General features: G+C 62.8%; 19 protein-coding genes. 13 read left to right on the plus strand and 6 right to left on the minus strand.

All coding sequences use genetic code 11. From position 1 onward, the window contains the following. Positions 1 to 338 precede the first annotated feature (338 nt). From QY325_12615 to QY325_12625, 3 genes are read left to right on the plus strand one after another with little or no spacing between them, the layout of a single operon-like run. Positions 339 to 1,868 (plus strand): hypothetical protein, encoded by a 1,530-nt coding sequence (locus QY325_12615; GenBank protein ID WKZ65598.1) that lies wholly within the window; start codon positions 339 to 341, stop codon positions 1,866 to 1,868. A gap of 56 nt (positions 1,869 to 1,924) precedes the next feature. Further along, on the plus strand, positions 1,925 to 4,930 hold the full coding sequence (locus tag QY325_12620) for a PAS domain S-box protein (GenBank protein WKZ65599.1): 3,006 nt from the start codon (positions 1,925 to 1,927) through the stop codon (positions 4,928 to 4,930). Beyond that, positions 4,896 to 5,651, plus strand: a complete 756-nt coding sequence (locus QY325_12625; GenBank protein ID WKZ65600.1) for a response regulator — start codon at positions 4,896 to 4,898, stop codon at positions 5,649 to 5,651. Before QY325_12620 ends, QY325_12625 begins: the two co-directional genes overlap by 35 nt. A gap of 21 nt (positions 5,652 to 5,672) precedes the next feature. Here the strand turns inward: QY325_12625 and rnr are convergent, their stop codons facing one another. Further along, positions 5,673 to 7,865, minus strand: a complete 2,193-nt coding sequence (gene rnr / locus QY325_12630) for a ribonuclease R (GenBank protein WKZ65601.1) — start codon at positions 7,863 to 7,865, stop codon at positions 5,673 to 5,675. Positions 7,866 to 8,000: 135 nt separating this feature from the next. Between rnr and QY325_12635 the strand changes: the two genes are divergently transcribed. The 4 genes from QY325_12635 (at position 8,001) to QY325_12650 (ending at position 10,799) form a co-directional block, all read left to right on the plus strand. After that, positions 8,001 to 8,948, plus strand: coding sequence for a ribose-phosphate pyrophosphokinase (locus tag QY325_12635; protein ID WKZ67986.1), 948 nt, complete (start codon positions 8,001 to 8,003; stop codon positions 8,946 to 8,948). A gap of 12 nt (positions 8,949 to 8,960) precedes the next feature. Then, complete coding sequence (locus QY325_12640) at positions 8,961 to 9,596, plus strand: 50S ribosomal protein L25 (GenBank protein ID WKZ65602.1); 636 nt, start codon at positions 8,961 to 8,963, stop codon at positions 9,594 to 9,596. A 66-nt stretch (positions 9,597 to 9,662) separates the two neighbouring features. After that, positions 9,663 to 10,226 (plus strand): aminoacyl-tRNA hydrolase, encoded by a 564-nt coding sequence (gene pth, locus QY325_12645; GenBank protein ID WKZ65603.1) that lies wholly within the window; start codon positions 9,663 to 9,665, stop codon positions 10,224 to 10,226. 51 nt (positions 10,227 to 10,277) lie between these two features. Further along, complete coding sequence (locus QY325_12650) at positions 10,278 to 10,799, plus strand: ferritin (protein ID WKZ65604.1); 522 nt, start codon at positions 10,278 to 10,280, stop codon at positions 10,797 to 10,799. Positions 10,800 to 10,851: 52 nt separating this feature from the next. Here the strand turns inward: QY325_12650 and QY325_12655 are convergent, their stop codons facing one another. Further along, the gene (locus tag QY325_12655) at positions 10,852 to 12,342 is read right to left on the minus strand and encodes a M20/M25/M40 family metallo-hydrolase (GenBank protein ID WKZ65605.1); all 1,491 of its coding nucleotides are present in this window, start codon (positions 12,340 to 12,342) and stop codon (positions 10,852 to 10,854) included. A 67-nt stretch (positions 12,343 to 12,409) separates the two neighbouring features. On the opposite strand from QY325_12655, the gene QY325_12660 reads away from it, so the two are divergent. Genes QY325_12660 through QY325_12670 form a run of 3 tightly spaced genes read left to right on the plus strand, consistent with a single transcriptional unit; the run spans position 12,410 to position 15,606 of the window. Next, a complete protein-coding gene (locus tag QY325_12660) occupies positions 12,410 to 12,925 on the plus strand; it encodes a YfiR family protein (protein WKZ65606.1) in 516 nt (171 codons plus the stop codon). A 2-nt stretch (positions 12,926 to 12,927) separates the two neighbouring features. Beyond that, positions 12,928 to 13,812 carry a hypothetical protein gene (locus QY325_12665; GenBank protein WKZ65607.1) on the plus strand — a complete coding sequence of 295 codons (885 nt, stop codon included), beginning with the start codon at positions 12,928 to 12,930 and terminating at the stop codon, positions 13,810 to 13,812. A gap of 6 nt (positions 13,813 to 13,818) precedes the next feature. Then, on the plus strand, positions 13,819 to 15,606 hold the full coding sequence (locus QY325_12670) for a SpoIIE family protein phosphatase (protein ID WKZ65608.1): 1,788 nt from the start codon (positions 13,819 to 13,821) through the stop codon (positions 15,604 to 15,606). Positions 15,607 to 15,613: 7 nt separating this feature from the next. Here QY325_12670 and QY325_12675 read toward each other — a convergent pair whose 3' ends face one another. Then, complete coding sequence (locus QY325_12675; GenBank protein ID WKZ65609.1) at positions 15,614 to 16,453, minus strand: universal stress protein; 840 nt, start codon at positions 16,451 to 16,453, stop codon at positions 15,614 to 15,616. 226 nt (positions 16,454 to 16,679) lie between these two features. Between QY325_12675 and ssb (QY325_12680) the strand changes: the two genes are divergently transcribed. Further along, a complete protein-coding gene (ssb, locus tag QY325_12680) occupies positions 16,680 to 17,045 on the plus strand; it encodes a single-stranded DNA-binding protein (protein WKZ65610.1) in 366 nt (121 codons plus the stop codon). Here the strand turns inward: ssb (QY325_12680) and QY325_12685 are convergent. From QY325_12685 to QY325_12695, 3 genes are read right to left on the minus strand one after another with little or no spacing between them, the layout of a single operon-like run. Beyond that, complete coding sequence (locus QY325_12685) at positions 17,042 to 18,244, minus strand: PKD domain-containing protein (protein ID WKZ65611.1); 1,203 nt, start codon at positions 18,242 to 18,244, stop codon at positions 17,042 to 17,044. The two genes, ssb (QY325_12680) and QY325_12685, sit on opposite strands and share 4 nt — an antisense overlap. A 6-nt stretch (positions 18,245 to 18,250) precedes the next feature. Beyond that, positions 18,251 to 19,531: a hypothetical protein gene (locus QY325_12690; protein WKZ65612.1), complete on the minus strand. Its 1,281-nt coding sequence runs from the start codon at positions 19,529 to 19,531 to the stop codon at positions 18,251 to 18,253. Between the two features lie 34 nt (positions 19,532 to 19,565). Beyond that, positions 19,566 to 20,090 (minus strand): sigma-70 family RNA polymerase sigma factor, encoded by a 525-nt coding sequence (locus QY325_12695; GenBank protein WKZ65613.1) that lies wholly within the window; start codon positions 20,088 to 20,090, stop codon positions 19,566 to 19,568. Positions 20,091 to 20,371: 281 nt separating this feature from the next. Between QY325_12695 and ssb (QY325_12700) the strand changes: the two genes are divergently transcribed. Beyond that, complete coding sequence (gene ssb, locus QY325_12700) at positions 20,372 to 20,728, plus strand: single-stranded DNA-binding protein (protein ID WKZ65614.1); 357 nt, start codon at positions 20,372 to 20,374, stop codon at positions 20,726 to 20,728. Positions 20,729 to 20,829: 101 nt separating this feature from the next. Then, entirely contained in the window at positions 20,830 to 23,088 is a 2,259-nt protein-coding gene (locus tag QY325_12705) for a DUF748 domain-containing protein (GenBank protein ID WKZ65615.1), read from the plus strand. Positions 23,089 to 23,151: the final 63 nt, after the last annotated feature.

Genomic DNA, 23,151 nt, shown 5'->3' on the forward strand with positions numbered 1-23,151 from the left:
GTTCATAATGCAGTTGAGCCCATCCGCTTTCAACAGGCTCACCTTCCCCTGTCAGGATTCCCTTCGCGCTGCAACAAGATGCACTCGAAATGCCCACATCGATCCCACGCCTGCAACCCGATTCCGGTTCAGGGATTTCTGAACATCCCAACGGACCACTGGTCTTCCACAATTGTTCACATGGCACCTAAAGCCTTGGCATGCAAGGAGGAATCGCACCCGTTACTGTTCATTGTCCTCCCATTAACTTTGAAAACGTGTCCATGGTCCGTTTTGCACCCCAGTTTTCAACATCACTAACAGCCCATATTACATCATCATATATCCTTAAGAGAAGAATGAAATGGCAAAGGCTCTTGATGCTCATGCTTTGCTATTGGGGATTGGTTCACCCCCTCCTTGCACAGGGAGAACTGATGAGGTATTATCATGCGAATGGAAGGCTGAGCAGTGAAGGGAGGCTGGTTGACGGGAAACCGGAGGGCTGGTGGCGGAGCTTCTATGAGGATGGGACGATCCGGTCCGAAGGCGGCCGCAAGGGGGCTCAGCTCGACAGCCTTTGGCGCTTCTATGACCCGAAGGGGCGGCTGCAGAGCGAGATGCTCTATCGGGATAACCTGAAGAACGGGCCATCACGGCGATTCGACACTTTGGGTGTCCTGTTGAGCGAGGAAGTCTTCGTGAACGACCTGAGGGAAGGAATGGCAGTTTACTACGGACCGGGCGGCAGCAAGCACAAAGAGGTTCCCTTCAAGGCAGGTAAAGAGGAGGGTCGCGGTCTGGAGTATGCTCCGGATGGCCGGATCATCGCCTTTCTGAATTACGGCGGAGGAATGCTTCGAAGAAGGGAGGAAATCAATCGTGTGGACGACCGAGGCTTGAAACAAGGACCCTGGAAGGAGTTGCATCCGAATGGTCGTATTCGCTGGGAAGGGTCGTTCCTGGATGACCGGAAGCATGGCATCTTCAAGGAGTACGATGCGCAGGGCAATCTGAAGAGCTTGGTGAAGTATGACGAAGGCGCGGTGGATACCGGCGCTGATGAGAAGCTGCTGGTGGAAATCAAGCGGACCTTCCATCCGAACGGGAAGGTCGCCTCGCTGGGTAGCTACTCCAAGAGCGGAAAGCGGGAGGGCCTATTCAAGGAATTCGATCTTCAGGGCAATGTGACCACGGCGCGCATCTACAACGGTGACCAGTTGGTGAGCGAGGGTGCCGTGAATGACTTGGGCGTGATGGAAGGCCCATGGGTGGAATTCTTCGTCACCGGGGAGAAGCGGGCGGAAGGGACATATAAGGATGGGCGCAAGGAAGGCGAATGGAGTTTCTATCATCGCAGCGGAAAGGTCGAGCAGAAGGGCAGATACATGGGGGGATTGCCGCATGGACCATGGCTGTGGTACTATGAAAGCGGTCAGGTGCATCGGAGGGAGAATTACCGCCGTGGCAAGGAGGACGGCGAATCGGCTGAGTATGCCGAGGATGGCGTTGTGCTCACTGAAGGTTCCTATATCGATGGCCGCAAGGAAGGCAAGTGGGTATATGAAGTGGGAGATCACAAGGAGGTGGGGAGCTACAAGGACGACCTGAAGGATGGTGCATGGACGTATACCTATGGTGATGGCAAGCGTTATTTCACCGGATCGTTCATCAACGGGGAGCCAGAGGGAAAGCACCGTTGGTTCTGGCCGAATGGCAGGGTGAAGGTGGAAGGCCGTTTCTCGGGAGGGCTCGCTCAGGGCGAGCATGTCCACTATGCCGAGGATGGACGGGTCATCATGACGGTGAGGTACCGGGACGGGGCGGAGGTGCGCATTGATGGCGAACGAATTCCACCGCCTTATCAACCAGGGGAGGACCAGCCGTGACCAAGGGCCGCACCAGCAAGACCCGGAAGGGGGGATCGTCCGAGAGCCATGGACCCATGGACTCCAATGATCTGAAGAAGCGCTACGATGATCTGCTCAATCGGAACCTGGCGGGCATCTTCCGCACCACGCTGAAGGGGCGATTCATCGAGTGCAACGATGCCATGGCCCAGGTGCTGGGCTACGCCGACAAGGATGAACTGATGGCCGCGCCGGCCTCAGCGCTCTATTTCACGCCCAAGGACCGGGAGAGGTACCTGGCCGATCTCATGGTGCAGGGCCGGCTGGTGAATTACGGCATCCGCTTGAAGCACAAGACGGGCCGCCCCGTGGAGGTGCTGGAGAACGTCTATCTGGACCAGGAAACCGGCGAGGAAACCACGGTGCTCGGCATGCTCATGGACATCACGGCCGTGAAGCAGGCCGAGGCGGAGCAGCGTGCGCTCATGGCCTCCTACCGGACGCTTGTGGAGCGGACGCAGGATGGCCTTCTGGTGGTGGCGGATGGCATCATCCGCTATGCCAACCCCGCGGCCATGAGCCTGCTCGGCGAAGGGCTGTTGGGAACGTCCTTCGTTGATCGATTCGTGGAGGAGGATAGGGAGCCGATCATAGACGCCATTCATCGCGCGCAGGCCGGCGAAATGCCCGAGGTGCTTGCTCATCCCCCGGGTCCCGATGGCAGGGAGATCGCGCTGCTTTGCGTAGCTACGCTTCACGACGGGCAGGCTGGCGTGCAGGTGACGATGCAGGACCGGAGTTCGCAGCGCCGCATCATCCTCGAGCGTGTGCAGCTGCAGATCGCCAAAGAGGTGAACAAGGTGCTCCGTGACGAGATCGAGCAGCACCGGCGGACGCAGGAAGAGCTGCGGCGATCGCGGCGATTCGCAAGGAACCTCATCGACAGCTCGCTTGACATGATCATGGCGGCGGATGAGGAAGGCCGCATCACCGAGTACAATCCGGCGGCAAGCATCCGGTTCGGCTACGAGCCCGAGGAGGTCCTCGGCAAAAGCACGATCATACTCTATGCGGACCCGGCAGAGTACCAAAGGGTCCAACGGGAACTGGACCGTCATGGGGCATTCTCGGGGGAGGTGATCAATGTGGACCGCTATGGAATCCCATTCACCAGCTACCTCGCGGCCTCGCGGCTGTTCGATGAGGATGGCCAGGTGATCGGGGCCATGGGCGTGTCGAGGGATATCACGCGCATGAAGCGCGACCAGGAAGCCCTACGGGCGAGCGAGGAGCGCTATCGGGATCTGTTCGAGAATGCGACCGACCTGATCCAGAGCGTGCGTCCGGATGGACGGTTCGAGTACGTCAATGCGGCTTGGAGGAATACCCTGGGGTACTCCGAGGAGGACCTCCTGCAGCGCACCATCTGGGACATCGTAGATCCTGCGCACCATGCGGCGTGCCGAGCCTTTCTGGAGGGCATCCTGAGCGGTGATGCCGCAGGGGCCATCCGTACCGTATTCCGCGCCAAGGATGGCAGGCCTGTGACGGTGGAAGGGTCATCCACCGTTCGTCGGACCGCCGGCGTGCCCATGGCCACGCGGAGCATCTTCAGGGACATCAGCGGGGCCTTGGAAGCCAGCCAACGGATCAAGGAGCACGAAGCCAAGTGGAAGGCCCTCTTCGAGAGCAGCGAGCACCTGTTCTGGACAGTGGATCGGGAGATCAAGCTCACCTCGTACAATAAGGCCTATGGCGATGCCATCGAGCGGCTATATGGCCATCGGCCGGAGATCAACAACGACCCGGAGCGCCCCCGCAAGCTCTTCGCATCCCGCACCTACCACGACTTCTGGGAAGGCAAGTATGCCGACGCCTTCTCGGGAAGGGCGATCCGCTTCAACACCGATATCGTGGACCGCCAAGGCAACAGGGTCTGCAACGAGGTCTTCCTGAGCCCCGTCTTCGCTGCGGATGGAACGGTCAAGGAGGTGTTCGGCGTCGGCCATGAGATCACCGAACAGAAGCTTGCAGAGGAGAAGGTGAGGGACCAGGCTGCTCGTCTCCAAGCCATATTCGACAGTTCGGCGAACATGATGATCTGGACGCTGGACAAGGATTTCCGCATCACCTCGTGCAATCACAGATTCCGTCAGGCGCTCCGGTCGGATTTCGGCATCGAGCTCGATGCCGGCGACCTCTTCCTCGGCGCGGCATCCGAGGCGGCCGCGGGCTCGAACCACGGGCGGTACACTGAATACTACCTCAATGCCTTCAAGGGCCGGCCCCAGCAATTCGAGGCGGAGCTCGTGGACCATGATGGCCGCACGATCTGGGTGGAGAACTTCCTCAACCCGATCATCGTCGATGGCGAGGTGCAGGAACTGTCATGCCAGGCTCACCACATCACGGAGCGGAAGGAGGCGCAGCGTGAATTGCTGCGGAGCCTGGCGGAGAAGGAATCACTGCTCAAGGAGGTGCACCACCGGGTCAAGAACAACCTGCAGGTCATCAGCAGTATCACCAAGCTCCAAAGCGAGCACGCCGGCCTCGACCCCAAGGTCCAGGAGATGCTGCACCATAGCCGGGACCGGATCAGGAGCATGGCCCTCATCCACGAAAGCCTCTATCAGAACAAGCAGTTCAGCCGGATCGACCTGGCCGAGTACGTCGATGGCTTGGCGCGCAATCTCATGCTCAGCTACAGCCTCACGGGCCGGATCGACCTGGAGATGGACCTCAGGCCCGTGCACCTGAACATCGACCAGGCCATGCCTTGCGGTCTGATTCTCAACGAGGTCATCAGCAATTCCCTGAAGCATGGGTATCCGGATGGCCGCAGGGGCACCGTGCGCATCGCCATCGGGGCCCTTGACGACCAGGTCTCCATACGGATCAGCGACGATGGTGTAGGGCTTCCACCGGGTTTCGAGGAGGAGCGCCACGGGCGGCTGGGGCTGGAATTGACACGGATGCTCGTGGACCAGTTGGATGGAAGGCTCGAGCGCACCTCGGTTCGAGGGGTGTCCTATTTGCTTACTTTTGAACGTCTCAAGAATTACGCAAATGGCGCAGACGAACGTTCTCGTGGTGGAGGATGAGAGCATTGTGAGCAAGGACATCCAGCACAGCCTGAAGAAGCTGGGCTACAGCGTCGTCGGCGCAGCCAGCACGGGGGAGCAGGCCGTGGCGCTCGCCACGGAGCACATGCCCGACATCATCCTCATGGATATCATGCTCAAGGGGGAGATGAGCGGCATTGAGGCGGCGGAGGCCATCCGGAAGACCGCCAACATCCCCGTGATCTTCCTCACGGCCTATGCCGACGAGAGCACATTGGCCAAGGCCAAAGTGACGCAGCCCTACGGTTACATCATCAAGCCCTTCAAGGAGATCGATATCCACACGTCGATCGAGATGGCCCTCTACAAGCACAAGAAGGAGACCGAGGTGCTCAAGGAGCGCGATATGCTTTACGCGCTGGTGGAGAACAAGGACAGCAACAAGGATATCCTGTTCGTGAAGAGCAATAGCCGTCTGGTGAAGCTAAAGACCAGCGACATCTACTTCATCGAGGCGCTGAAGGACTATGTGGTCATCAACCTGCTCAATACGCGCTATACCGTGCACAGCACCATGAAGGACATCGAGGCCAAGCTGTCCGATGCCGAGTTCATCCGCGTGCACAGGAGCTTCATCGTCCGCGTGGACAAGATCACCGCGATCGAGCAATCGAACCTGATCCTGGAGAACGACAAGAAGGTGATTCCCATCGGTGGCAGCTACAAGGAGGAGTTGCAGAAGCGCCTCAACCTGGTCTGACCGGCGGCCCGGGCCGCCGTCTCAGCGCTTCTTCGCCCGTTTCCCCTGTTCGCTGCGGCGGACGAACTTCCCGCTCGTCGTTACGGGTCCCGCCTCGCCAGCCAGCGCGAAGTCCACGGTGCGGCGGTCCATGTCCACGGCCTTGATGGTCACGGTGAGCTCGTCGCCCAGCCTGAACTTGCGACCGGTGCGGTGTCCGGACACCACGTAGCGGTCCTGGTCGAAGCGGTAGACATCGCCCGGCAGCTCCCGCAAGGCCATCATGCCCTCGCATCTGTTCTCGCGCAGTTCCACATAGATACCCCAGCTGGTTAGGCCGCTGATGATGCCCTCGAACGATTGACCGATACGGGCCAGCAGGTACTCGGCCTGTTTGTAGCGGATGCTCGCCCGCTCGGCGTCGGAAGCCTGCTTCTCCATGCGCGAGCTGTGCTTGCAACTCACCTCCAGCGCATCGCGGTCCAGCGGCCCGCCGCCGCCCAGGTAGTGCGCCATGGCGCGGTGCACCAGCAGGTCGGGATAGCGCCGGATGGGAGAGGTGAAGTGGGTGTAGTGTTCGAAGGCAAGCCCGTAATGGCCGATGTTCTCCGTGCTGTAGATGGCCTTGGCCATGCTGCGGATGGCTACCTGCTTGATGATGTTCTCCTCCTCCTTGCCCCGCACCTCCTGCAGCAACCTGTTGATCGCATGGGGCAGGTCCTCGTCCCGGCCCACGGAAAGGGTGTGGCCGAAGCTCTTGGCGAGGGAGCGCAGCTGCTCTACTTTCTCAGGGTCCGGCAGGTCGTGCACACGGTAGACGAAGGGCGGTGCCGCCCCCCCCTTGCGCCTGTTCACCCAGGCCGCCACGCGCTTGTTGGCCAGCAGCATGAATTCCTCGATCAGCCAGTTGGCGGGCCCCATCACCTTCTCGTACACACCGAGCGGCCGGCCCTGCTCATCCAGCTTGAACTTCACCTCGTTGCCCCCGACCTCCAGTGCGCCGTTCTCCATCCGCTCCTTGCGCATGACCTGGGCGAGCCGATGCAGCGTGAGCACCTCGTCCCTGAAGTCACCATCGCCGCCATCGATGATCGCTTGGGCCTCGGCATAGGCGAAGCGGCGGTGCGAGCGCATCACCGTGCGGCCGAACCACTCGCCCCTGATGCGCGCTTGCTCATCGAGCTCGAAGATGGCGCTGAAGCTGAGCTTGTCGGTGTGCGGATTGAGCGAGCACAGGTCGTTGCTGAGCTTCTCGGGGAGCATGGGCACCACGCGGTCCACGAGATAGACGCTGGTGGCGCGGTTCGCCGCCTCCATGTCGATCACGCTGCGCGGCGTCACATAATGGCTCACATCGGCGATGTGGATGCCCACCTCCCAGTGGCCGTTCTCCAAGCAGCGAAGGCTCAGCGCGTCATCCAGGTCCTTGGCATCATCCGGGTCGATGGTGATCGTGGGGATTGCGCGCACGTCGCGGCGCTTGGCGATCTCCTCTTCCGTGACGCCATTGCCGATCCTTTCGCTGGCCAGCTGAACGCTCTCGGGGAAATCCAGCGGCAGGCCGAATTCCGCCAGGATGGCGTGCATCTCCACGTGGTGCTCTCCGGCCCGGCCCAGCACGCGGGTCACCTTGCCGCGAGGGATGTCGCGGCTGTCCTTCCACTCGCCGAGCGCGATGATCGCCTTGTCTCCCTCCTGTGCATTCAGGCTCTCATGGGGCGGGATGAAGAAGGGCTGCTTCACACGCTGGTCATCGGCCACTAGCAGTAGGCGCCCGGCCTGCTTGTGGATGGTGCCCACGAATTCGGAGCGGCGCCGCTCGAGCACCTGGAGCACTTTGCCCTCTGCACGGGCGCCCCGCCCCCCCATCACTTTCACCAGCACACGATCTCCGTGCAGGGCCACGCCCACGTTGCGGCCGTGCACGTAGATGTCTTCCTCGCCGCCCCCTACACGAACGTAGCCCGCTCCGCTGGCAATGATGTCGATGGTGCCCTCCAAGGTGTCGCGCCCCCCCTGGGCGGTATAGCGCCCCTTCTTGCCCGATTCAATGCGCCCCTCGTCCAGCAGCAGCTCAATGGCATCGAAGAGCAGGTAGCGCTGGCCTTTGTCCTTGAACCCCAGTTGCAGGGCGAGCTGCTGGCTGGTGATGCCCGCATGGCCAGCCCGGCGGATGGCGGACAGCACGTCCTGGGCGAGGCTGGCGGGGGAGGGGGCTGAGCGATGCTTGGGCATGGGGTATGGCTTGTCATATGCCCTTGCAGGGCCGGCGCCGAAGGTACCGGGGCGGTCCTCATGGCACCCCACGAACAGGTGTTGATAACCCGCTGGGGATCTTTACATTTGCGCCCCGTTTCGGGGGAGAACCAGATGCTCGAGAGCGCCAAGATCTTCAGCGGCACCGCCACGCGGTACCTGGCCGAGCAGATTGCTGCGGCCAGCGGCGAGCGCTTGGGCGAGGTTGCCGTGAGCCGGTTCAGCGATGGGGAATTCCAGCCCAGCTTCGAGGAAACGGTGCGCGGGGAGCTGGTCTTCATCGTGCAGAGCACCTTCCCGCCGAGCGACAACCTTTTCGAGCTGCTGCTCATGGTGGATGCCGCCAAGCGCGCCAGCGCCAAGCGCATCGTGGCCGTGATGCCTTATTTCGGCTTTGCCCGGCAGGACCGCAAGGACAAGCCGCGGGTCTCCATTGGCGCCAAGTTGGTGGCCAACATGCTCACGGCGGCCGGCGTGGACCGCATCATGACCATGGACCTGCATGCGGACCAGATCCAGGGATTCTTCGAGGTGCCGGTGGACCATCTGTTCGCCAGCAGCATCTTCCTGCCCCACATCAAGTCGCTGGGCCTAAAGGATTTGGTGATGGCCGCCCCCGACACCGGCGGCACCAAGCGCGCCAATGCGTACAGCAAGCATCTGGGGTGCGATATGGCCATCTGCTACAAGCAGAGGAAGGTGGCCAATCAGATTGAGCGGATGACAGTGATCGGCGACGTCAAGGACAAGGATGTGGTGCTGGTGGACGACATGATCGACACGGCAGGCACCTTGACCAAGGCCGCCGACATGATGACGGACCTCGGTGCCCGCAGCGTCCGTGCGGTATGCACCCATGCCGTGTTGAGCGGGGAGGCCTGCCAGCGCATCGAGCAGAGCTCGCTGACCGAGCTCATCGTCACCGACACCATTCCCATCGGGCCCGAGAAGATCGCCCTCACCAGCAAGATCAAGGTGCTTTCCGTATCGCAGCTGTTCGCCGACGTGATCCGGCGCGTGCGGAGCCACGAGAGCATCAGCAGCCATTTCATCATTGCGTAACACCGTCCGGTCATGAACAAAGTCACTCTCAGCGGCGCTGTCCGCCAACAAGTCGGCACCAAGGATGCCGCTCAATTGCGCCGCGGCAAGCGGGTTCCATGCGTACTCTACGGGGGGCAGGGCGTCGTCCACTTCAGTGTGGATGAAGCTGCGCTCCGCAAGGTGGTCTTCACCCCGGAGGTCAACGGCGTGGAGCTCGAAATCGATGGGAACAAGACGCTGGCCATGGTGCACCAGAAGCAGTTCCACCCGGTGAGCGACCGGGTCATCCACGTCGACTTCATGGAGATGAAGGAGGACCGCGAGGCAAAAGTGCTACTTGCCGTGCGCCTTACCGGCCAGGCTGCCGGGGTGCGGAAAGGAGGGAAGCTCAGCCAGACCATGCGCAAGGTGCGCGTGAAGGGCTTGCCCGCTGCCATCCCTTCGCACCTGGATGTCGATGTGAGCGAACTCGATGTGAACCAGAGCATCTACATCCGCGATCTGAAGCTCAAGGGGCTCACCCCGCTGGAGCGCCCCGATGCAGTGGTGGCGGCGGTGAAGGTGCCCAAGAAGGTGGAGGAAGCTGCTACGGCGGCAGCCCCGGCGGCAGCCCCCGCAGCAGCAGCCAAGACGGCTGAGGCGAAGCCTGCAGCTGCGAAGAAGTGACCCGACCCATCGGCCTGAACCTGAACGGACCCCGATGCGTCGGGGTCCGTTTCTTTTGCAGCGCACATGAAGCTCCTGATTGCAGGTCTCGGTAATCCCGGACCGGAGTACGCCGATACCCGGCACAACATCGGGTTCCACGTCCTCGACCATCTTGCTGCAGCCGGTCAGGCGCGCTTCGCCCCGGAGCGGTATGCGGACCGCGCCGAGGTGCGCCACAAGGGCCGGACCTTCGTGCTCATCAAGCCGAGCACTTACATGAACCTCAGCGGGAAGGCCGTCCGGTACTGGATGGAGCAGGAGAATGTGCCGGTCGAGCGGCTGCTGGTGATCACCGACGACCTGGCCATCCCGTTCGGCGCCATCCGGGTCAGGGCCAAGGGCGGAGCGGGAGGACACAACGGCTTGGCGAGCATCATTGCCATCACCGGCACGGAGGAGTTCCCGCGGCTGCGGTTCGGCATCGGCAGCGATTTCCCCAAGGGCCGGCAGAGCGATTACGTGCTCGGCGGCTGGACCGCGGAGGAACGCAAGACCCTTGCGGAGCGCATCGAATTGGCGGCCAAGGCGGTGCTGCAGTTCGGGCTCCTTGGCGTGGCCAGCGCGATGAACAACTTCAATCAGCGCTGAACCGGCCCTCCGGGGTGGTGGTTGTTACCTTCGCAGCCTCATCATCCCACCATGCTCTCCAAGAAGATCGAAGCCGCGCTCAACGCCCAAGTGGCCGTGGAGGCCGCCAGCAGCCAGGCTTACCTCGCTATGGCCTCCTGGGCCGAGAACCAGGGCCTTAGCGGAACCGCCGCATTCCTCTATCGCCACAGCGATGAGGAGCGCATGCACATGCTCAAGCTCGTGAAGTTCATCAATGAGCGCGGTGGCAGAGCCGTGATACCGGCCCTGAAGCAGCCCGGCACCAACTACAAGGCCATCACCGACGTGTTCCGGGCCCTGCTGGACCACGAGACGAAGGTGACCAACGAGATCAATGGGGTGGTGGACCTGTGCCTGAAGGAGAAGGACTACACCACGCACAACTTCATGCAGTGGTACGTTGGCGAGCAGATCGAGGAAGAGGCGCTTGCCCGCACGCTCATCGACAAGCTGAACCTCATCGGCAATGACAAAGGGGGGCTGTATCTCTTCGACCGCGACCTGGAGGGCATGAAGGGCGCCGATGGCGGCAACGCCAAGGGCGGCAAATAGCGCCGATTCCTGAACCTTTGACCAGGGGCGCATGCAAGTCATGCGCCCCTGGTCATTCCGACCAGGGCCAATCGCCCCCGATGCGCAAGGGCTGTTCGAGCCGGGCCTCAACGAGCCTTCGCCTGAGGTCCTCGGGTTCGAAATGGCCGGGCAGCTCCGGTGCCTCAGCGAGGAGCCAAACCAGTGCCCCCACAAAGCGGACATTGTTCACCATGGCCTGCGGATCCACCAGATGGATGTCGTCGCAGCTGCTGTGGTAGCAGCCGTACACATGCTTGCCGAGGTCGCTGAGCGGGTAGATGACCGGGACACCGGCCAGCAGGAAGGGCTGATGGTCGCTGTGCAGCCAGATCTCCTCGCTCATGCGCCCACCGAATGCGGCTGAGTCCAAGGCTGCGATGGCCTTGCATCCGGCGGCGATGGTCGCGGGCCATCCCTCCGGCCCGCCGACGCCGAATCCCTGCGGATGGCCACTCATATCGAGATTGATCATGCACCTGATGCGGCCCAGTTCGCCTGTGCTCCGGTAGTGCTCCACGAGCGCCCTGGATCCCAGCAGGCCCTGTTCCTCGCCCATGAACAGCACGAAGCGCACCGTGCGTTCCGGCTTGAAGGGCATGGAGGCCATCGCCCGGGCCATGTCAAGGATGGAGAAGGCGCCCAGACCGTTATCCGTGGCGCCGGTAGCCAGGTCCCAGCTATCCAAGTGGCCTCCCACAAGAATCACTTCCTCGGGCCATTTGCTGCCGGGAATCTCGGCGATGATGTCGGCGGCCTCCACCACATCGCTCCTGTTCGCCATCGACAGCCGTGCCGTGAGGCTGCTCCCGGTCCGCAGGCGGTTGCGCAACTGGGCGCCATCCTCGGAGGCGATGCAGGCTGCGGGTACGGGTATCAAGCGACCGTCGATGGAGGCCGTCCCGGTGAGCAGGATGCCTCCTTCGGCCTGATTCACGAAGAGTATGGCCGAGGCTCCGGCCCGCATGGCCAATGCGGCTTTCTCGCTGCGGTGGAGGTTCCGCATGCTGTCCGGCGCGTCCACTAGTCCGATATTGACGAGCGCGACTGCGCCCTGCAGCCGGGTGCCCAGGGCAGCAAGGTCGGAGGGCAGCCCATTGCCGGCATCGACCAAAGCCGCCTCCACCAAGGCATCGAGCGGCGTATTGGCCAGCGCTACGGCGGGGAGGTGGAGGAAGCCCTCTCCATCCCCAATGGTGAGCTGGACCCGTCCACGCGACCAGGCTTGGGCTTTGAAGGGGAATCGCTGGACCTTTTCCAGGCCTGCTGCGCGGAAGAGGCTGTCCGCGGCGGCCTCCGCCCGGGCCCCTTGCGGGCTGCCGGTGAGCCGATGGCCGATGGCGTGGGTGCTCCATTGCAGCCAGCGATAGCCCATGGCGTCCTGCTGCACGGACCGGTCGAAGCGCTGAAGCCGTTCCTGCTGGCCATGCACGTCAACAGCAAGCTGTTGACAGACGCCCCAGAACAGCCAAGGAGCGAAGCGGCAAGCCCGGATACTTTGCGGGAGGAAGGGAGCGATCGGCATGGGATCGGAAAGGGTCGCGACCAAATCTATGCGAAGGGCATCTCCGGCGACCCCTCTTCGGCGCTTATTGCTGGCGCTTCCGCTGCTGCTCTGCTCGGCCGCACAGCAGCCCCGTGATGCCGAGAAGGATACCACTTCCATCCTGCAGGCCAACTACCTCTACAACATCGCCAAGCTGGTGGAGTGGAGGGATGAGGGGATGCGCCAGGGCAACTTCATCATCGGGGTCATCGGTGGGGCGAACCTCTACCAGGAGCTGATCAAGCAGTATAGCACGCGCACGATCGGCAAGCAGCCGATCGAGGTGCGCAAGCTTCCGCGCTCCCCCGATGTAGAGCGCTGCCACATCCTTTTTGTCGGCAAGAGCGAGCTGGCAGTGCTCCCGGAACTGCTCAAAAGGATGCAGGGCAAGCCCACCATGATCGTCACCGAGTATGCCGGTGCCCTGGAGGATGGGGCGGTGGTGAACTTCGTGAAGGTGGACAATCTGCTCAAGTACGAGCTGAGCATGGCCAATGCCCGCCGGCACGGGCTGGTGGTCGGCCTCACCCTGAAGAACCTCGCCCATCGCGTGGAGGAATGACCATGGCACCCCGCATCCTCATCACTTGGGCCGCTGCGCTGCTGGCCTTCGCCCTGAGAGCCCAGGACCCCCTGGTGGAGGCGCTGCGCAAGTATCAGGCCGGGGACCTGCCGGGGGCCCGCACCCTGATCGATGAGGCGGTCTTGACCGATGCGCATGCCCGGGACCCCGAGGCGTGGCTGCTGCGCGGCTTCGTCTACAAGGATTTCTACAAATCGAGGGCCGGGAGCACCGAGGGGGATGCGGCTCGCGACACTGCGCTGGGCAGCCTGTATCGGACAATCGAGCTGGACAGGGACTCCACCTACCGCGAGAATGCGGTTCAGGCCTATGAATTCCTGGCCCGCTCGTGCTACAACGATGCGGCCAAGGCGCTGACGGACGGGAAAGACCCCCGCGCCGTGGAGCTCTTCGATGCCTATCGCGAAGCGGTGCTGCGCCTGGATCCGCGCCAGGACATGCGCGCCCGGGAGACCGAATTCGCGAACGCCTTGGGCACCCTGTATACCCGGCGATTCAACGAGGACCGCACGCACACCGAGTGGTTCGAGAAGGCAGCGGACACCTACAGGGGTGTGCTGCGGATCGACCCCGACAACTACGGCGCGAACTACAACCTGGCCACCCTGTTCTACAACATGGGTGTTTACCGAATCCGTGAGCTGCAGGCGGAGGCGGACATCATCACCATGCAGCAGGTCCAGCAAGTGGCCCGCGAGTACTTCCAGCTCGCGCTGCCCTTCATGCTGAAGGCCCATGATATGAACCCTACCCGCAGGGAGACGCTACTGGGACTGGAGGGCATCTATTACAGCCTGCAGGACGAGATGAACTCCGAGAAGTTCCGCCGGCTGTACGAAGCCCTGCCGCCCCAGGGCGAACGCTGATCCGCCATGGCGATCCGTATGACCATCGGACGCAAGATCGGGCTGGGTTTCGGCCTGTTCATCTTCTTCGCGCTGGTGGTGGTGCTGCTCACCAACCGTACGCTTGAGCGCAGCCGGGAGATCAATGAGGAGATCAACGAGGTGTACTCGCCCTCGGTGGATGCGCTGGTGGAGCTGCGGAACCTCACCGTGAGCTCGCACATGCTCATCAAGCATTGGGCGCTCCTAGAGAGCCGTACGGATGCGCCGGAGAAGACGGCACTGGTGGAGATCACCACCCACGGGCTTCCCGCCGTTCTGGACCGGATCGACACGCTCATGGGCCGATGGAAGCCCGACGAGGTGGCCATCATGAGCGGCGTTTCCATACGGCTCGAGGAGCTTTTCCGGCTCCATGACCAGGTGAAGGAGATGCTGCCCAACCTGGAGAGCTATCGCGACCCGTTCGTGCACATGCAGCGCACGGAGCTGGCCGAGGAGGGCGGGCCCATCGATGTGCAGACGGGCAAGGTGCTCGCCGAGCTGGACCGTCTGCTTGAGCTACAAGAGAGCAAACGCGTGCAGCTGGGCGGCGGCATGATCAAGAGCTTCGACTCGCTGAAGTTCTTCGTGCTGTACATGGGCCTTGGGCTCGTGGTCATCGGCATCATCGTGGCGTTCCTGATCATCCGGGACATCGTGGGCCCGCTGCTGCGGCTGCGCAATGTGCTGCTGAGCCTGGGAAGGGGCGTGTTCCCGCGCACCCGCGTGCGCACCACCAATGACGAGGTCGGCGACATGGGCAAGGCGCTCACCTCGCTCGTGGAGGGCCTGCGCCGGACCACGGAGTTCTCCCACGCCGTGGCGGCTGGCGACTTCACGGCCGATTACCAACCCCTGAGCGAGGAGGATGTTCTGGGCCACGCCCTGCTGAAGATGCGCGATGAGCTCGGTCAGCGCGAGAGGGTGCTGGAGCTCAAGGTGGCCGAGCGCACCGAGGAGGTCGTACGGCAGAAGGAGGAGGTGGAGCGCCAGAGCCGGAAGGTGGTGGAGCTCTACAAGAACGTGACGGATAGCATCCGCTACGCCAAACGGCTGCAGGATTCGATTTTGCCGCCCGAGCGGCGCATCAAGGAGCTCCTTCCGGAGGCCTTCGTGTATTTCCGCCCGAAGGACATCGTCAGCGGTGATTTCTATTGGATGGAGCAGGTCGGCGACCGGGTGCTCTTCGCGGCCGTGGACTGCACTGGTCATGGCGTGCCGGGCGCCTTCATGAGCCTCATCGGCCATAACGGACTGAACCAGGCAGCGAAGGAGCGTGGCCTATCGCGACCAGGAGAGGTCCTGAAGGAGCTCAATCGCATCGCTTACGAGGCGCTCCACAAGGACCGGGAGCAGCACCTGGTGCGCGATGGGATGGACATAGCACTGTGCAGCTACGACCCCGCTTCGGGCATCCTGGAGTTCGCAGGGGCGAACAGCCCGCTCTACATCGTGCGCGGGGGGGAGGTCCTCGTCTTCACGCCTACCAAGAGCGCCATCGGCAGCCTCGACCTCAACGGACAGGCATTCAACGAGCACCGGATCGAGCTGAAGCCGGACGACATGGTCTACATCTTCTCCGATGGGTACGCCGATCAATTCGGGGGGCCGAAGGGCAAGAAGTTCCTGTACCGCCGGTTCCGCGAGCTGCTGGTGGAGATCAGCGCTCAACCGGCCGAGCGCCAGCGCAGGCAGCTTCACGACGCCTTCAACGCCTGGAGGGGCGCCCACGAGCAGGTGGACGACATCCTGGTGATCGGCATGCGGGCGTAAGCCCCCGCTACTGGAATGTCCAGCCCCCCCCGCTGGCGGTTTCCCGTGGGTTCATGCACATCACGGGAATCTGGGCCTCATTGGTGATCACCTCCTGCTCATAAGGTACGCCCAGCACACCGAAGATGTTCCCCTGGGCCAGGTTCATGATGGCGATCAGGTCGGCATCAACGGATACCGCGTGCTTGATGACGGACTTGACGAAATCGCCGCTGTCCTCTTGGGCGATCACCGCATCATGCGTGATGCCGCGCTCGTCGAGGTATTGATTCGCGAACTTGATGTGGTTCATCAGCTGCTTGCGCAGGAACTCATCATTCTCCTTGGGCGTGATGAGATGCACCTTGCTGTTGAAGTACTTGGCCATATCGGCCACAAGCGTCAGCTTCTGGCGCGTCTCCTTGTGGAGGTCCAGCGGCACCACGATGGAATCATAGCCGCCTTCCTTGATGGAGCGCTCCTGCACCACGATGAACGGTACGTTCGAGCTTGTGATCACGCGGAGGGCCCGGCTGCCGGTCAGGAACTGCATGCCGCGCATGCCGTGGGTTCCCATCACGATGAGGTCGGCCCCGATTTCCGCGGCCGCATCGCCGATGTCATCGAAGATCGACCCGATGCGCACGAGCTTGTGCACGGCGATGCCGGTTTCCATGGCCTGGGCGCGCTGCTGCTCGAGTTCGAGCTTCCGACGGGTCTCGTCCACCTCGTCCTGCTTCGCCACCACATGCAGCAGGTAGACCTCGGCGCCGGTGTGCTTGGCCAGGCGCATGGCATGGGCAATCGCGTTGTCTGCCACCTTGGTGAAGTCGGTCGGCACGAGGATCTTGTTGGTCTTTCCGCTCATCGCTCGAATCGTTTTCGTTATGTCTGCTGGAGGCCGGCTGCGAATGTAGAGGCTGCTGCCATGCGATGATATCCCGCATGGGATCCGGAAGCCGCAAAACAAACGGAGGCAAACGCAGGTGAACGCCTGCAAACGGAAATCGGACGGATCAGGACCCGACGACCGGTTCCCTTTGCCGTCGAAAGGGCTGCGGCCCGCGGGACATCAAGAACCAAACGAACAAGCCATGACAACGACGATGAAGAACAAGGTGCAGCTGATGGGACATGTGGGCCAGGAGCCCGAGCTGAAGACCGTTGGGAACGGCCAGTCCGTTCTCCGCTTGCGCTTGGCGACCAATGAGCGCTACAAATCGGCCCAAGGGGAGTGGAAAGAGGACACGCAATGGCATACCGTTGTGGTGTGGGGCAGGCAGGCGGAGCGCATGGCCGCAGTGGTGCGCAAGGGGAGCGGTATCGCGGTGGAGGGCCGGCTGGTGCACGGCTCCTACGAAACGAAGGATGGCACCAAGCGCTTCACGACGGACGTGGTCCTCTCCGATTATCAGCTCCTCGCCGCCAAGCCCGATCAAGGGGCGGCGGCCATGGATTAGGGCAGCTTCACGATCCGGTTGCTACGCACTCCGGCCGGCTCCTGCACGATGATCGTGTAGCAGCCGGCCGGAAGCGTGGAAAGGCGGACCAGTTGCGGCTCGGATGAAGGTGCCAGGGTCTGCTGGTGGACGGTTCGGCCGCGGCTGTCCACCACGGTCAACCACGCGGGTGCCGGCCCGGAAGCCCTCACGCTGACGGCATCGTTGAACGGTGTCGGCCATATCCAGGCTGGGGCATCGTACCATGGCTCTTTCATGCCTACGGCGTTCGGCCAAACCGCCCGGCAGACCGTGGTGGTGCAGGTGTCGCTCAGCAGCGGTCCCCATACCCGGAGCGTACCGCACACATTGTACTCCTGGCTCCAGGCGTAGGCATGCACGGCGATGGTTCCTGTTCCGGTCACTCCGTCGCCGAAATCCCAGTCGACCCGTGCGTTCATGCCCGACGTGCGTGAAGTATCGAGCACCCCAACCAGGTTGCCATAGGTCAGCGCCTCGAAGCCGTGGCTCACCAGCTCGCTGCAGGGTACATCGCCGGGCCCGAGGTAGAGCCACTGGCACCGCGTGGCCGTGCAGCTGGTGGGCGGCGCGCCCACTACCGTAAGGCATATCTGGTAGGGCCCCGTGCCCGTGAACGTGTGCGTTGGCGTTGAAGCCGCCAGTGAGCTACCATCCCCGAAATCCCAATAGGCGTATCCGATCTGTCCACCAGGGAATTGCGAGGTGTTCAGGAAGGTGATGCTACTGCCCTGCACAGCGCTGATGGTGAAGTCGGACGTCAGGCTCGCGCACGCCTGGTATGCGATCGGGGTGACGACCTTGCAAACCGTGGCGCTGCAGGGCTGGAGGGTCGTCTCATTGACCGCTTCGACCGTGTAGCAGATGGGATAGGGTGCGGGTCCCATGTAGGGCACCGTGGGCGATCCGGTGGCCGTCTCCCAGACCGGATCATCGTAGTAGTACCAAGTGGAACCGGTGATGAGGTGATCGCCCGGAATCACATTCGGCAGGAACTGGCAGGAATAGCCGTCGAGGTAGCTCGTGGAGAAGTCGACCTGCAAGGAGCTGTTGCAGGTCTGCACAGAGCCGCTTCCGCGCTGGTCAATGGCATCCGAAAGGACCTGGGCCTGCGTTGGGGCCAAAGGGGCGAGCCCGATGAGGGGCATAAGGAGAAGAAGGAGGTGGGCGGATGGGCGCATCGGTGCTCAGAAGGTGTGGCAGAGCTGGAACCGGAGCGAGAAGCGCTCGGGCAAAGCGACGACATGCCCGGAGGCCATCCCGCGGATCAGGGCAGTGCTGTAGGATGGTGCAGCAATCAGCGTGAATCGTTCCGATAGCATGAAGCCGAGGTCCGCGCCGACCATCGCACTGGCCTGCAACGGGTACCGCATCCTGAGCGCGGCCTGGCTCAATTGCCCGGAACGGATGGCATCCTCCTCCGTGTCCTGATAAAGGCTGGCGGTCGATTGGACGGTCGTGTGCTCGGCAACGATGCTGGCACGAGGGCCAGCGACCCACCGGCGGAACCGCGCATGCCATGCCAGCTCCACCGGGACGCGCATCCTGATGCGGATATCGTGGGCCTCCATCTGCTGCTCACTCGTCTGGAAGGTGACCACCGTATCGATGTCACTGAAGAATACTTCGGTGTTCAGCGTGACCCAACTGCTATAGGTCTCCGATTCTTCGACCTGGCGGCGTTCCGTGTGCCGATACCTCTGGACGGACCGGTCCACCTCGAGCCCCGCACCGAGGCGCAAGCCGGACGGCCATGTCCTCCCGGCGGATAGGCCCCAGGCTATACCGTTATGCCAGCGCTGTTCCCCCTCCAATGCGCGGGCCAGCCGCTCCGGGTGGCCTTGCCAGTGGTACCTGTACCACTGCACCGTCAACGATGGGGCCAGCCACCACTGGCCGCGTGCCCGGTGGTAATCCGCCGGTTGTCTCCGGGTAGGCATGGGCGCATTCGGCGCAGCCGGTCGGACCTCCCGCAAGCTCAGGTATTCCATGGGCGGGCCGCCGTTCCGAACGGTGGCTTCGGTCGATGCCGGCTCGCGGGTAACGACCAAGGCATGCTCCATGGGCGGCACAGCCGGAGGGTCGCGCTGCGCGGCTGCGGTCGTAGAGAGGCGGGAGGTTGCCGGGTATGGTTCCACAGGGGGGCGACCGCTTGCTCCTTCGGACGAGCGGTCGGCCATGGGCGGATGGCCCGAGGGCTGCAACCTGCCGGATTCATCACCCACCGGGGTGGCGGGCTGCTGCAGCGCAGACCGGTGCGCAGAACCTGCATCGCTTCGGGCATCTGCACCAGAGGGATTGACCCCTGTCGGCGCAATGGACCCGCGCTGGAACAGAATGGCGCCCACCAGCAAGCTGGCGCCGACCGCGGCTGTCAGGATTGAGGGCAGAATCCAGAATGGAGCGCGGCGGCGCTTGCGGCGCACATGCGCAAGCACGGCATCGCCGATTTCCGCGGGCGGTTCCACGGAGGCCGAGCTCAGCGCATGCCGGAAAAGGTCGTCAATGGGATGCGTCTCCCGCATGAACCGGTGTGGATTTGGCGTTGATCTTCAGTTGGAGCAGGCGACGGGCCTTGGCCAGTTGGCTCCGGGACGTGCTCTCTCCGCACCCGAGGAGCTCAGCGATCTCCGCGTGGTCATAACCCTCAATGGCGAACAGGTTGAACACCATCCGGTATCCATCCGGCAGGGCCGCTACCATCGCCATCAACTCCGCTTCCCCGAGCCGTCCGAGTGCATCGGCCTCAACGGCGTGTTCCGGCAAGCGCTCAAGCCCGAACCGCTCCTGCTGGAAGCTCTTGCGCCGATACTGGTTGATGGCGGTATGCACCATGATTCGTCTGACCCAGCCCTCCAGCGAACCCTCCATGCGGAAGTCCCTGAGCTTCTCAAACACGCGGATGAAGCCCTCTTGCATCAGGTCCTGCGCCTCCAGTTCATGACGTGCGTACCTCAAGCACACCGCATACATGCGGCGTGCGTACCGTGTGTAAAGCGCTTCCTGGCAGCGGCGTTCGCCCCCCAAGCAGCCCTTTACCAGTTCACGTTCGCTGAGTTCACGCAACCGGAGGCCTCTCTAGCGCCAAGACGCGGGTTGGGATGATTCCGCTGCTTGGGCCCAAGGCAACATGAATGTATGGCGCACGGGGTCCCGCCAGATGAAAGCAAACGACAGCAAACGGCTGCAATCGCATACAAGCGGGGACTGGCCGAATCTGGGAGGGGGGCTGCGAAAAGGTTTGCACCGTCGGTCGGAATCAGCACCGGTCGGCGAAGCAGAAGTCAAACAATTAAAACCCCAATCCCATGAACACGCTGAAGAACAAAGTCCACCTCGTCGGCAACCTCGGCTTCGACCCCGAAGTGCGCGAGATCGCGAAAGGGCGGAAAGTAGCCCGGCTCTCCGTGGCCACCCACGACAGCTACCGCAATGCCAGCGGTGAGCGGGTCACCGATACGCAGTGGCACACCGTGGTGGCCTGGGGCCAGACGGCGGAGATGGCGGAGCGCCTCCTTCGCAAAGGCTCGCCGGTGATGCTCGAGGGCCGATTGGTGCATCGCAGCTACGAGGCCAAGGACGGTACCAAGCGCTACATCACGGAGGTGGTGATGAGCAACTTCCAGCTTCTCCCGGGCAAGCGGGAGGAGGCAGCCGCAGCCTAAGGGCAATCGTCAATCAGGCGGAAGGGGGAGGCCGTGCGGCCTCCCCCTTCCGCATTCTCCCATAACTTGCATGAATGGCGCGGCGTGCGGTGGGATGGCTCATGAGGAAGTGGCACATCTGGCTGGGCGCTGTCCTTCTGGCGTTGGCGGCCGCTGCGTGGCTATTCCCATACCTGCTGAAGCGCTATATCGAGGCACACAGTGAGGAGTGGATCGGTCGGAAGGTGAGCATTGGCCGAATCGTGCTCAACCCCTTCTCTGGGGTGTATGCGGTTGATCGGTTCACCTGCACCGAGCCCGGTACCGATACGGTATTCGTCCGGTTCGACCGGTTGAGCATGAAGGCAGATGTAATAGCAGGCCTCCGCACAGGCCGATGGGGGTTCAAGGAGGCGCGGCTCGAAGCTCCCTATGCGCGGATCGTGCAGCATGGAAACCGGTTCAACTTCAGCGACCTACTGGAGCTTGGCGGGGACGACTCCGTCGATGTGCGGTCAAGAGAGCCGTCCGAGGCCGCCTTCTCCGTGGTGGACATGCTGCTCAGCGACGGAGCAATCGCGTACCAGAGCGATGTGCTGCCAGCGCCGATTGCGGTGCAGGACCTCCGCGTGGCATGCACGGAAATCTCCTCCGGCCAGGCGACCATGGACTTCCTCGTCGGATTCTCCATTGCGGGCGGCGGCCGCGCTGATGGCGGGTTCACGATCAATACCCAAGCCGGGTCCTATGGCGTTGATGCGCGCCTGCGCGACTTCCGCCTCGCACAGCTCCGGCCTTACCTGGAGGAATTCATGCGGTGCGGCGGATTGACCGGTGAGCTGGACCTGGATGTGAGGGTTGATGACAACTACCTGAACACCACAGGATTCGCCCTCGGGGCCTCCATGGACCTGCGCGGCCTGGAACTGAGCGATCCGGATGGCCAGCGCCTGCTTCAGGTGGGACAGCTCCGGGCACGGCTGGATACCCTTATCGCAGCGGAGCGGCGGCTTGAGGTCGGGGAGGTGCTGCTGGACCGCACAGAGGCCTGGTTCACGATGCTCAACGACGGGAGCGACAACTGGACCCGGCTGCTCAAGCTCCGCACGGACTCCGTAGATGCGGGAGGGGCGGTTTCCGTATCGGCAAGCAACGTCTTCGTGATGCTGGCCGACTACATCAGGTACCTGGGCCAGCAGTTCGTGGCCAGCGCCTATTCCGCCCGCAGCATCCGCATCACCGATTGTGCCGTGCACTTCGAGGACTATGCGCCCAGGCGACCGTTCCGGTATGCAATCACCGGGCTCAATCTGGCATCGGACCGCATCACCACGGAGCAGGATACCGGTCGGATTGCGGTATCGGCGAGCCTGAACGGATCCGGAGCGTTGACGGGCGCCGCTGCGTTCGACCCATCCGACCTGCGCAACGTGCGGCTCGATCTTGGTATCGACGGGCTGCTGCTCACGGGGTTCGATTCCTACGGGCGTTGGTATGCGGCTCATCCCGTGCAGGAGGGAGTACTGGCTTATCATACCTCCACCGCAATCCGCGATGGTCGGATCGACTCCCGGAACAGCATCCGGATAGAGGGATTGCGTTTCGGTAAGAAGATTGAGGACCACGCGCCCGACATCCACATCCTGCCGCTACGGCTGGCTGCCGGGCTGCTGAAGGATGTGAAAGGAGCGATTGCCTTCGATGTGCCGGTGAGCGGCGATTTGAATGACCCCGCTTTCAAGCCATGGCCCTTGGTTTGGCAGGTGGTGAAGAACCTGGTGGTGCGGGCGGTAACCGCGCCTGCTCGCCTGCTCGTTAGGGCATTCGATGGAATGGAGGAGAAGGAATTGGAGGGCCTGCGGCTCGAGCCAATGCAGGCCGCACCCGACGAGCGGGCCCTCAAATCCCTTCGGCAGTTGGCACGGGTACTCAAGGCCAAGCCCGATCTGCGCGTCGACCTGGTGCCCTTGGTGGATGCAAGGACGGAGGCCGAGGAGCTTGCCCTGCATGCGGCCAAGTGCCAATACCTATTTGGCAGCCAGGTGGTTACGCCTTCAGATAGCGCGCGCGCCGCCGCGTTGGCGAATGCGGACACGCTGTTCCTCCGATTCGTGGAGGAAGCCGTGCCGGCCACCGCAGGGAAGCCATTGCAGCAGCGGTGCGCCATCCTCATCGGACCCGAGGCCCTAGGCGAGCGTCAGCGGCAACTGGAGCGGACCCGGCAGGAAGCCGTCATGCGCCACCTCGCCTCCCTCGGCGCCGACTCCACCCGCGTCGGAATCAGGACCGGTTCGCCCGAAGAGGTCGGTGGCCGTACCGGTCAACCAGGATACAGGTTCATCTTCGATGCGGCGGAGGTGCCGGAGGCATCGTTGCCATAGGGCACAGGGGGCGCTGCACGGCCCTTTCACGACTAGTCGGGCTGTCCGGCTTCTGGAGGGACT

The organism is Flavobacteriales bacterium, from assembly GCA_030584065.1.
GTDB lineage: Bacteria > Bacteroidota > Bacteroidia > Flavobacteriales_F > PHOS-HE28 > PHOS-HE28.

Bases quoted from the DNA above. Each gene is read 5' to 3' on its own strand.
- QY325_12615 (WKZ65598.1), top strand. From the start codon at position 339: ATGAAATGGCAAAGGCTCTTGATGCTCATGCTTTGCTATTGGGGATTG.
- QY325_12620 (WKZ65599.1), top strand. From the start codon at position 1,925: ATGGACTCCAATGATCTGAAGAAGCGCTACGATGATCTGCTCAATCGG.
- QY325_12625 (WKZ65600.1), top strand. From the start codon at position 4,896: ATGGCGCAGACGAACGTTCTCGTGGTGGAGGATGAGAGCATTGTGAGC.
- rnr (WKZ65601.1), bottom strand. From the start codon at position 7,865: ATGCCCAAGCATCGCTCAGCCCCCTCCCCCGCCAGCCTCGCCCAGGAC.
- QY325_12635 (WKZ67986.1), top strand. From the start codon at position 8,001: ATGCTCGAGAGCGCCAAGATCTTCAGCGGCACCGCCACGCGGTACCTG.
- QY325_12640 (WKZ65602.1), top strand. From the start codon at position 8,961: ATGAACAAAGTCACTCTCAGCGGCGCTGTCCGCCAACAAGTCGGCACC.
- pth (WKZ65603.1), top strand. From the start codon at position 9,663: ATGAAGCTCCTGATTGCAGGTCTCGGTAATCCCGGACCGGAGTACGCC.
- QY325_12650 (WKZ65604.1), top strand. From the start codon at position 10,278: ATGCTCTCCAAGAAGATCGAAGCCGCGCTCAACGCCCAAGTGGCCGTG.
- QY325_12655 (WKZ65605.1), bottom strand. From the start codon at position 12,342: ATGCCGATCGCTCCCTTCCTCCCGCAAAGTATCCGGGCTTGCCGCTTC.
- QY325_12665 (WKZ65607.1), top strand. From the start codon at position 12,928: ATGGCACCCCGCATCCTCATCACTTGGGCCGCTGCGCTGCTGGCCTTC.
- QY325_12670 (WKZ65608.1), top strand. From the start codon at position 13,819: ATGGCGATCCGTATGACCATCGGACGCAAGATCGGGCTGGGTTTCGGC.
- QY325_12675 (WKZ65609.1), bottom strand. From the start codon at position 16,453: ATGAGCGGAAAGACCAACAAGATCCTCGTGCCGACCGACTTCACCAAG.
- ssb (WKZ65610.1), top strand. From the start codon at position 16,680: ATGACAACGACGATGAAGAACAAGGTGCAGCTGATGGGACATGTGGGC.
- QY325_12685 (WKZ65611.1), bottom strand. From the start codon at position 18,244: ATGCGCCCATCCGCCCACCTCCTTCTTCTCCTTATGCCCCTCATCGGG.
- ssb (WKZ65614.1), top strand. From the start codon at position 20,372: ATGAACACGCTGAAGAACAAAGTCCACCTCGTCGGCAACCTCGGCTTC.
- QY325_12705 (WKZ65615.1), top strand. From the start codon at position 20,830: ATGAGGAAGTGGCACATCTGGCTGGGCGCTGTCCTTCTGGCGTTGGCG.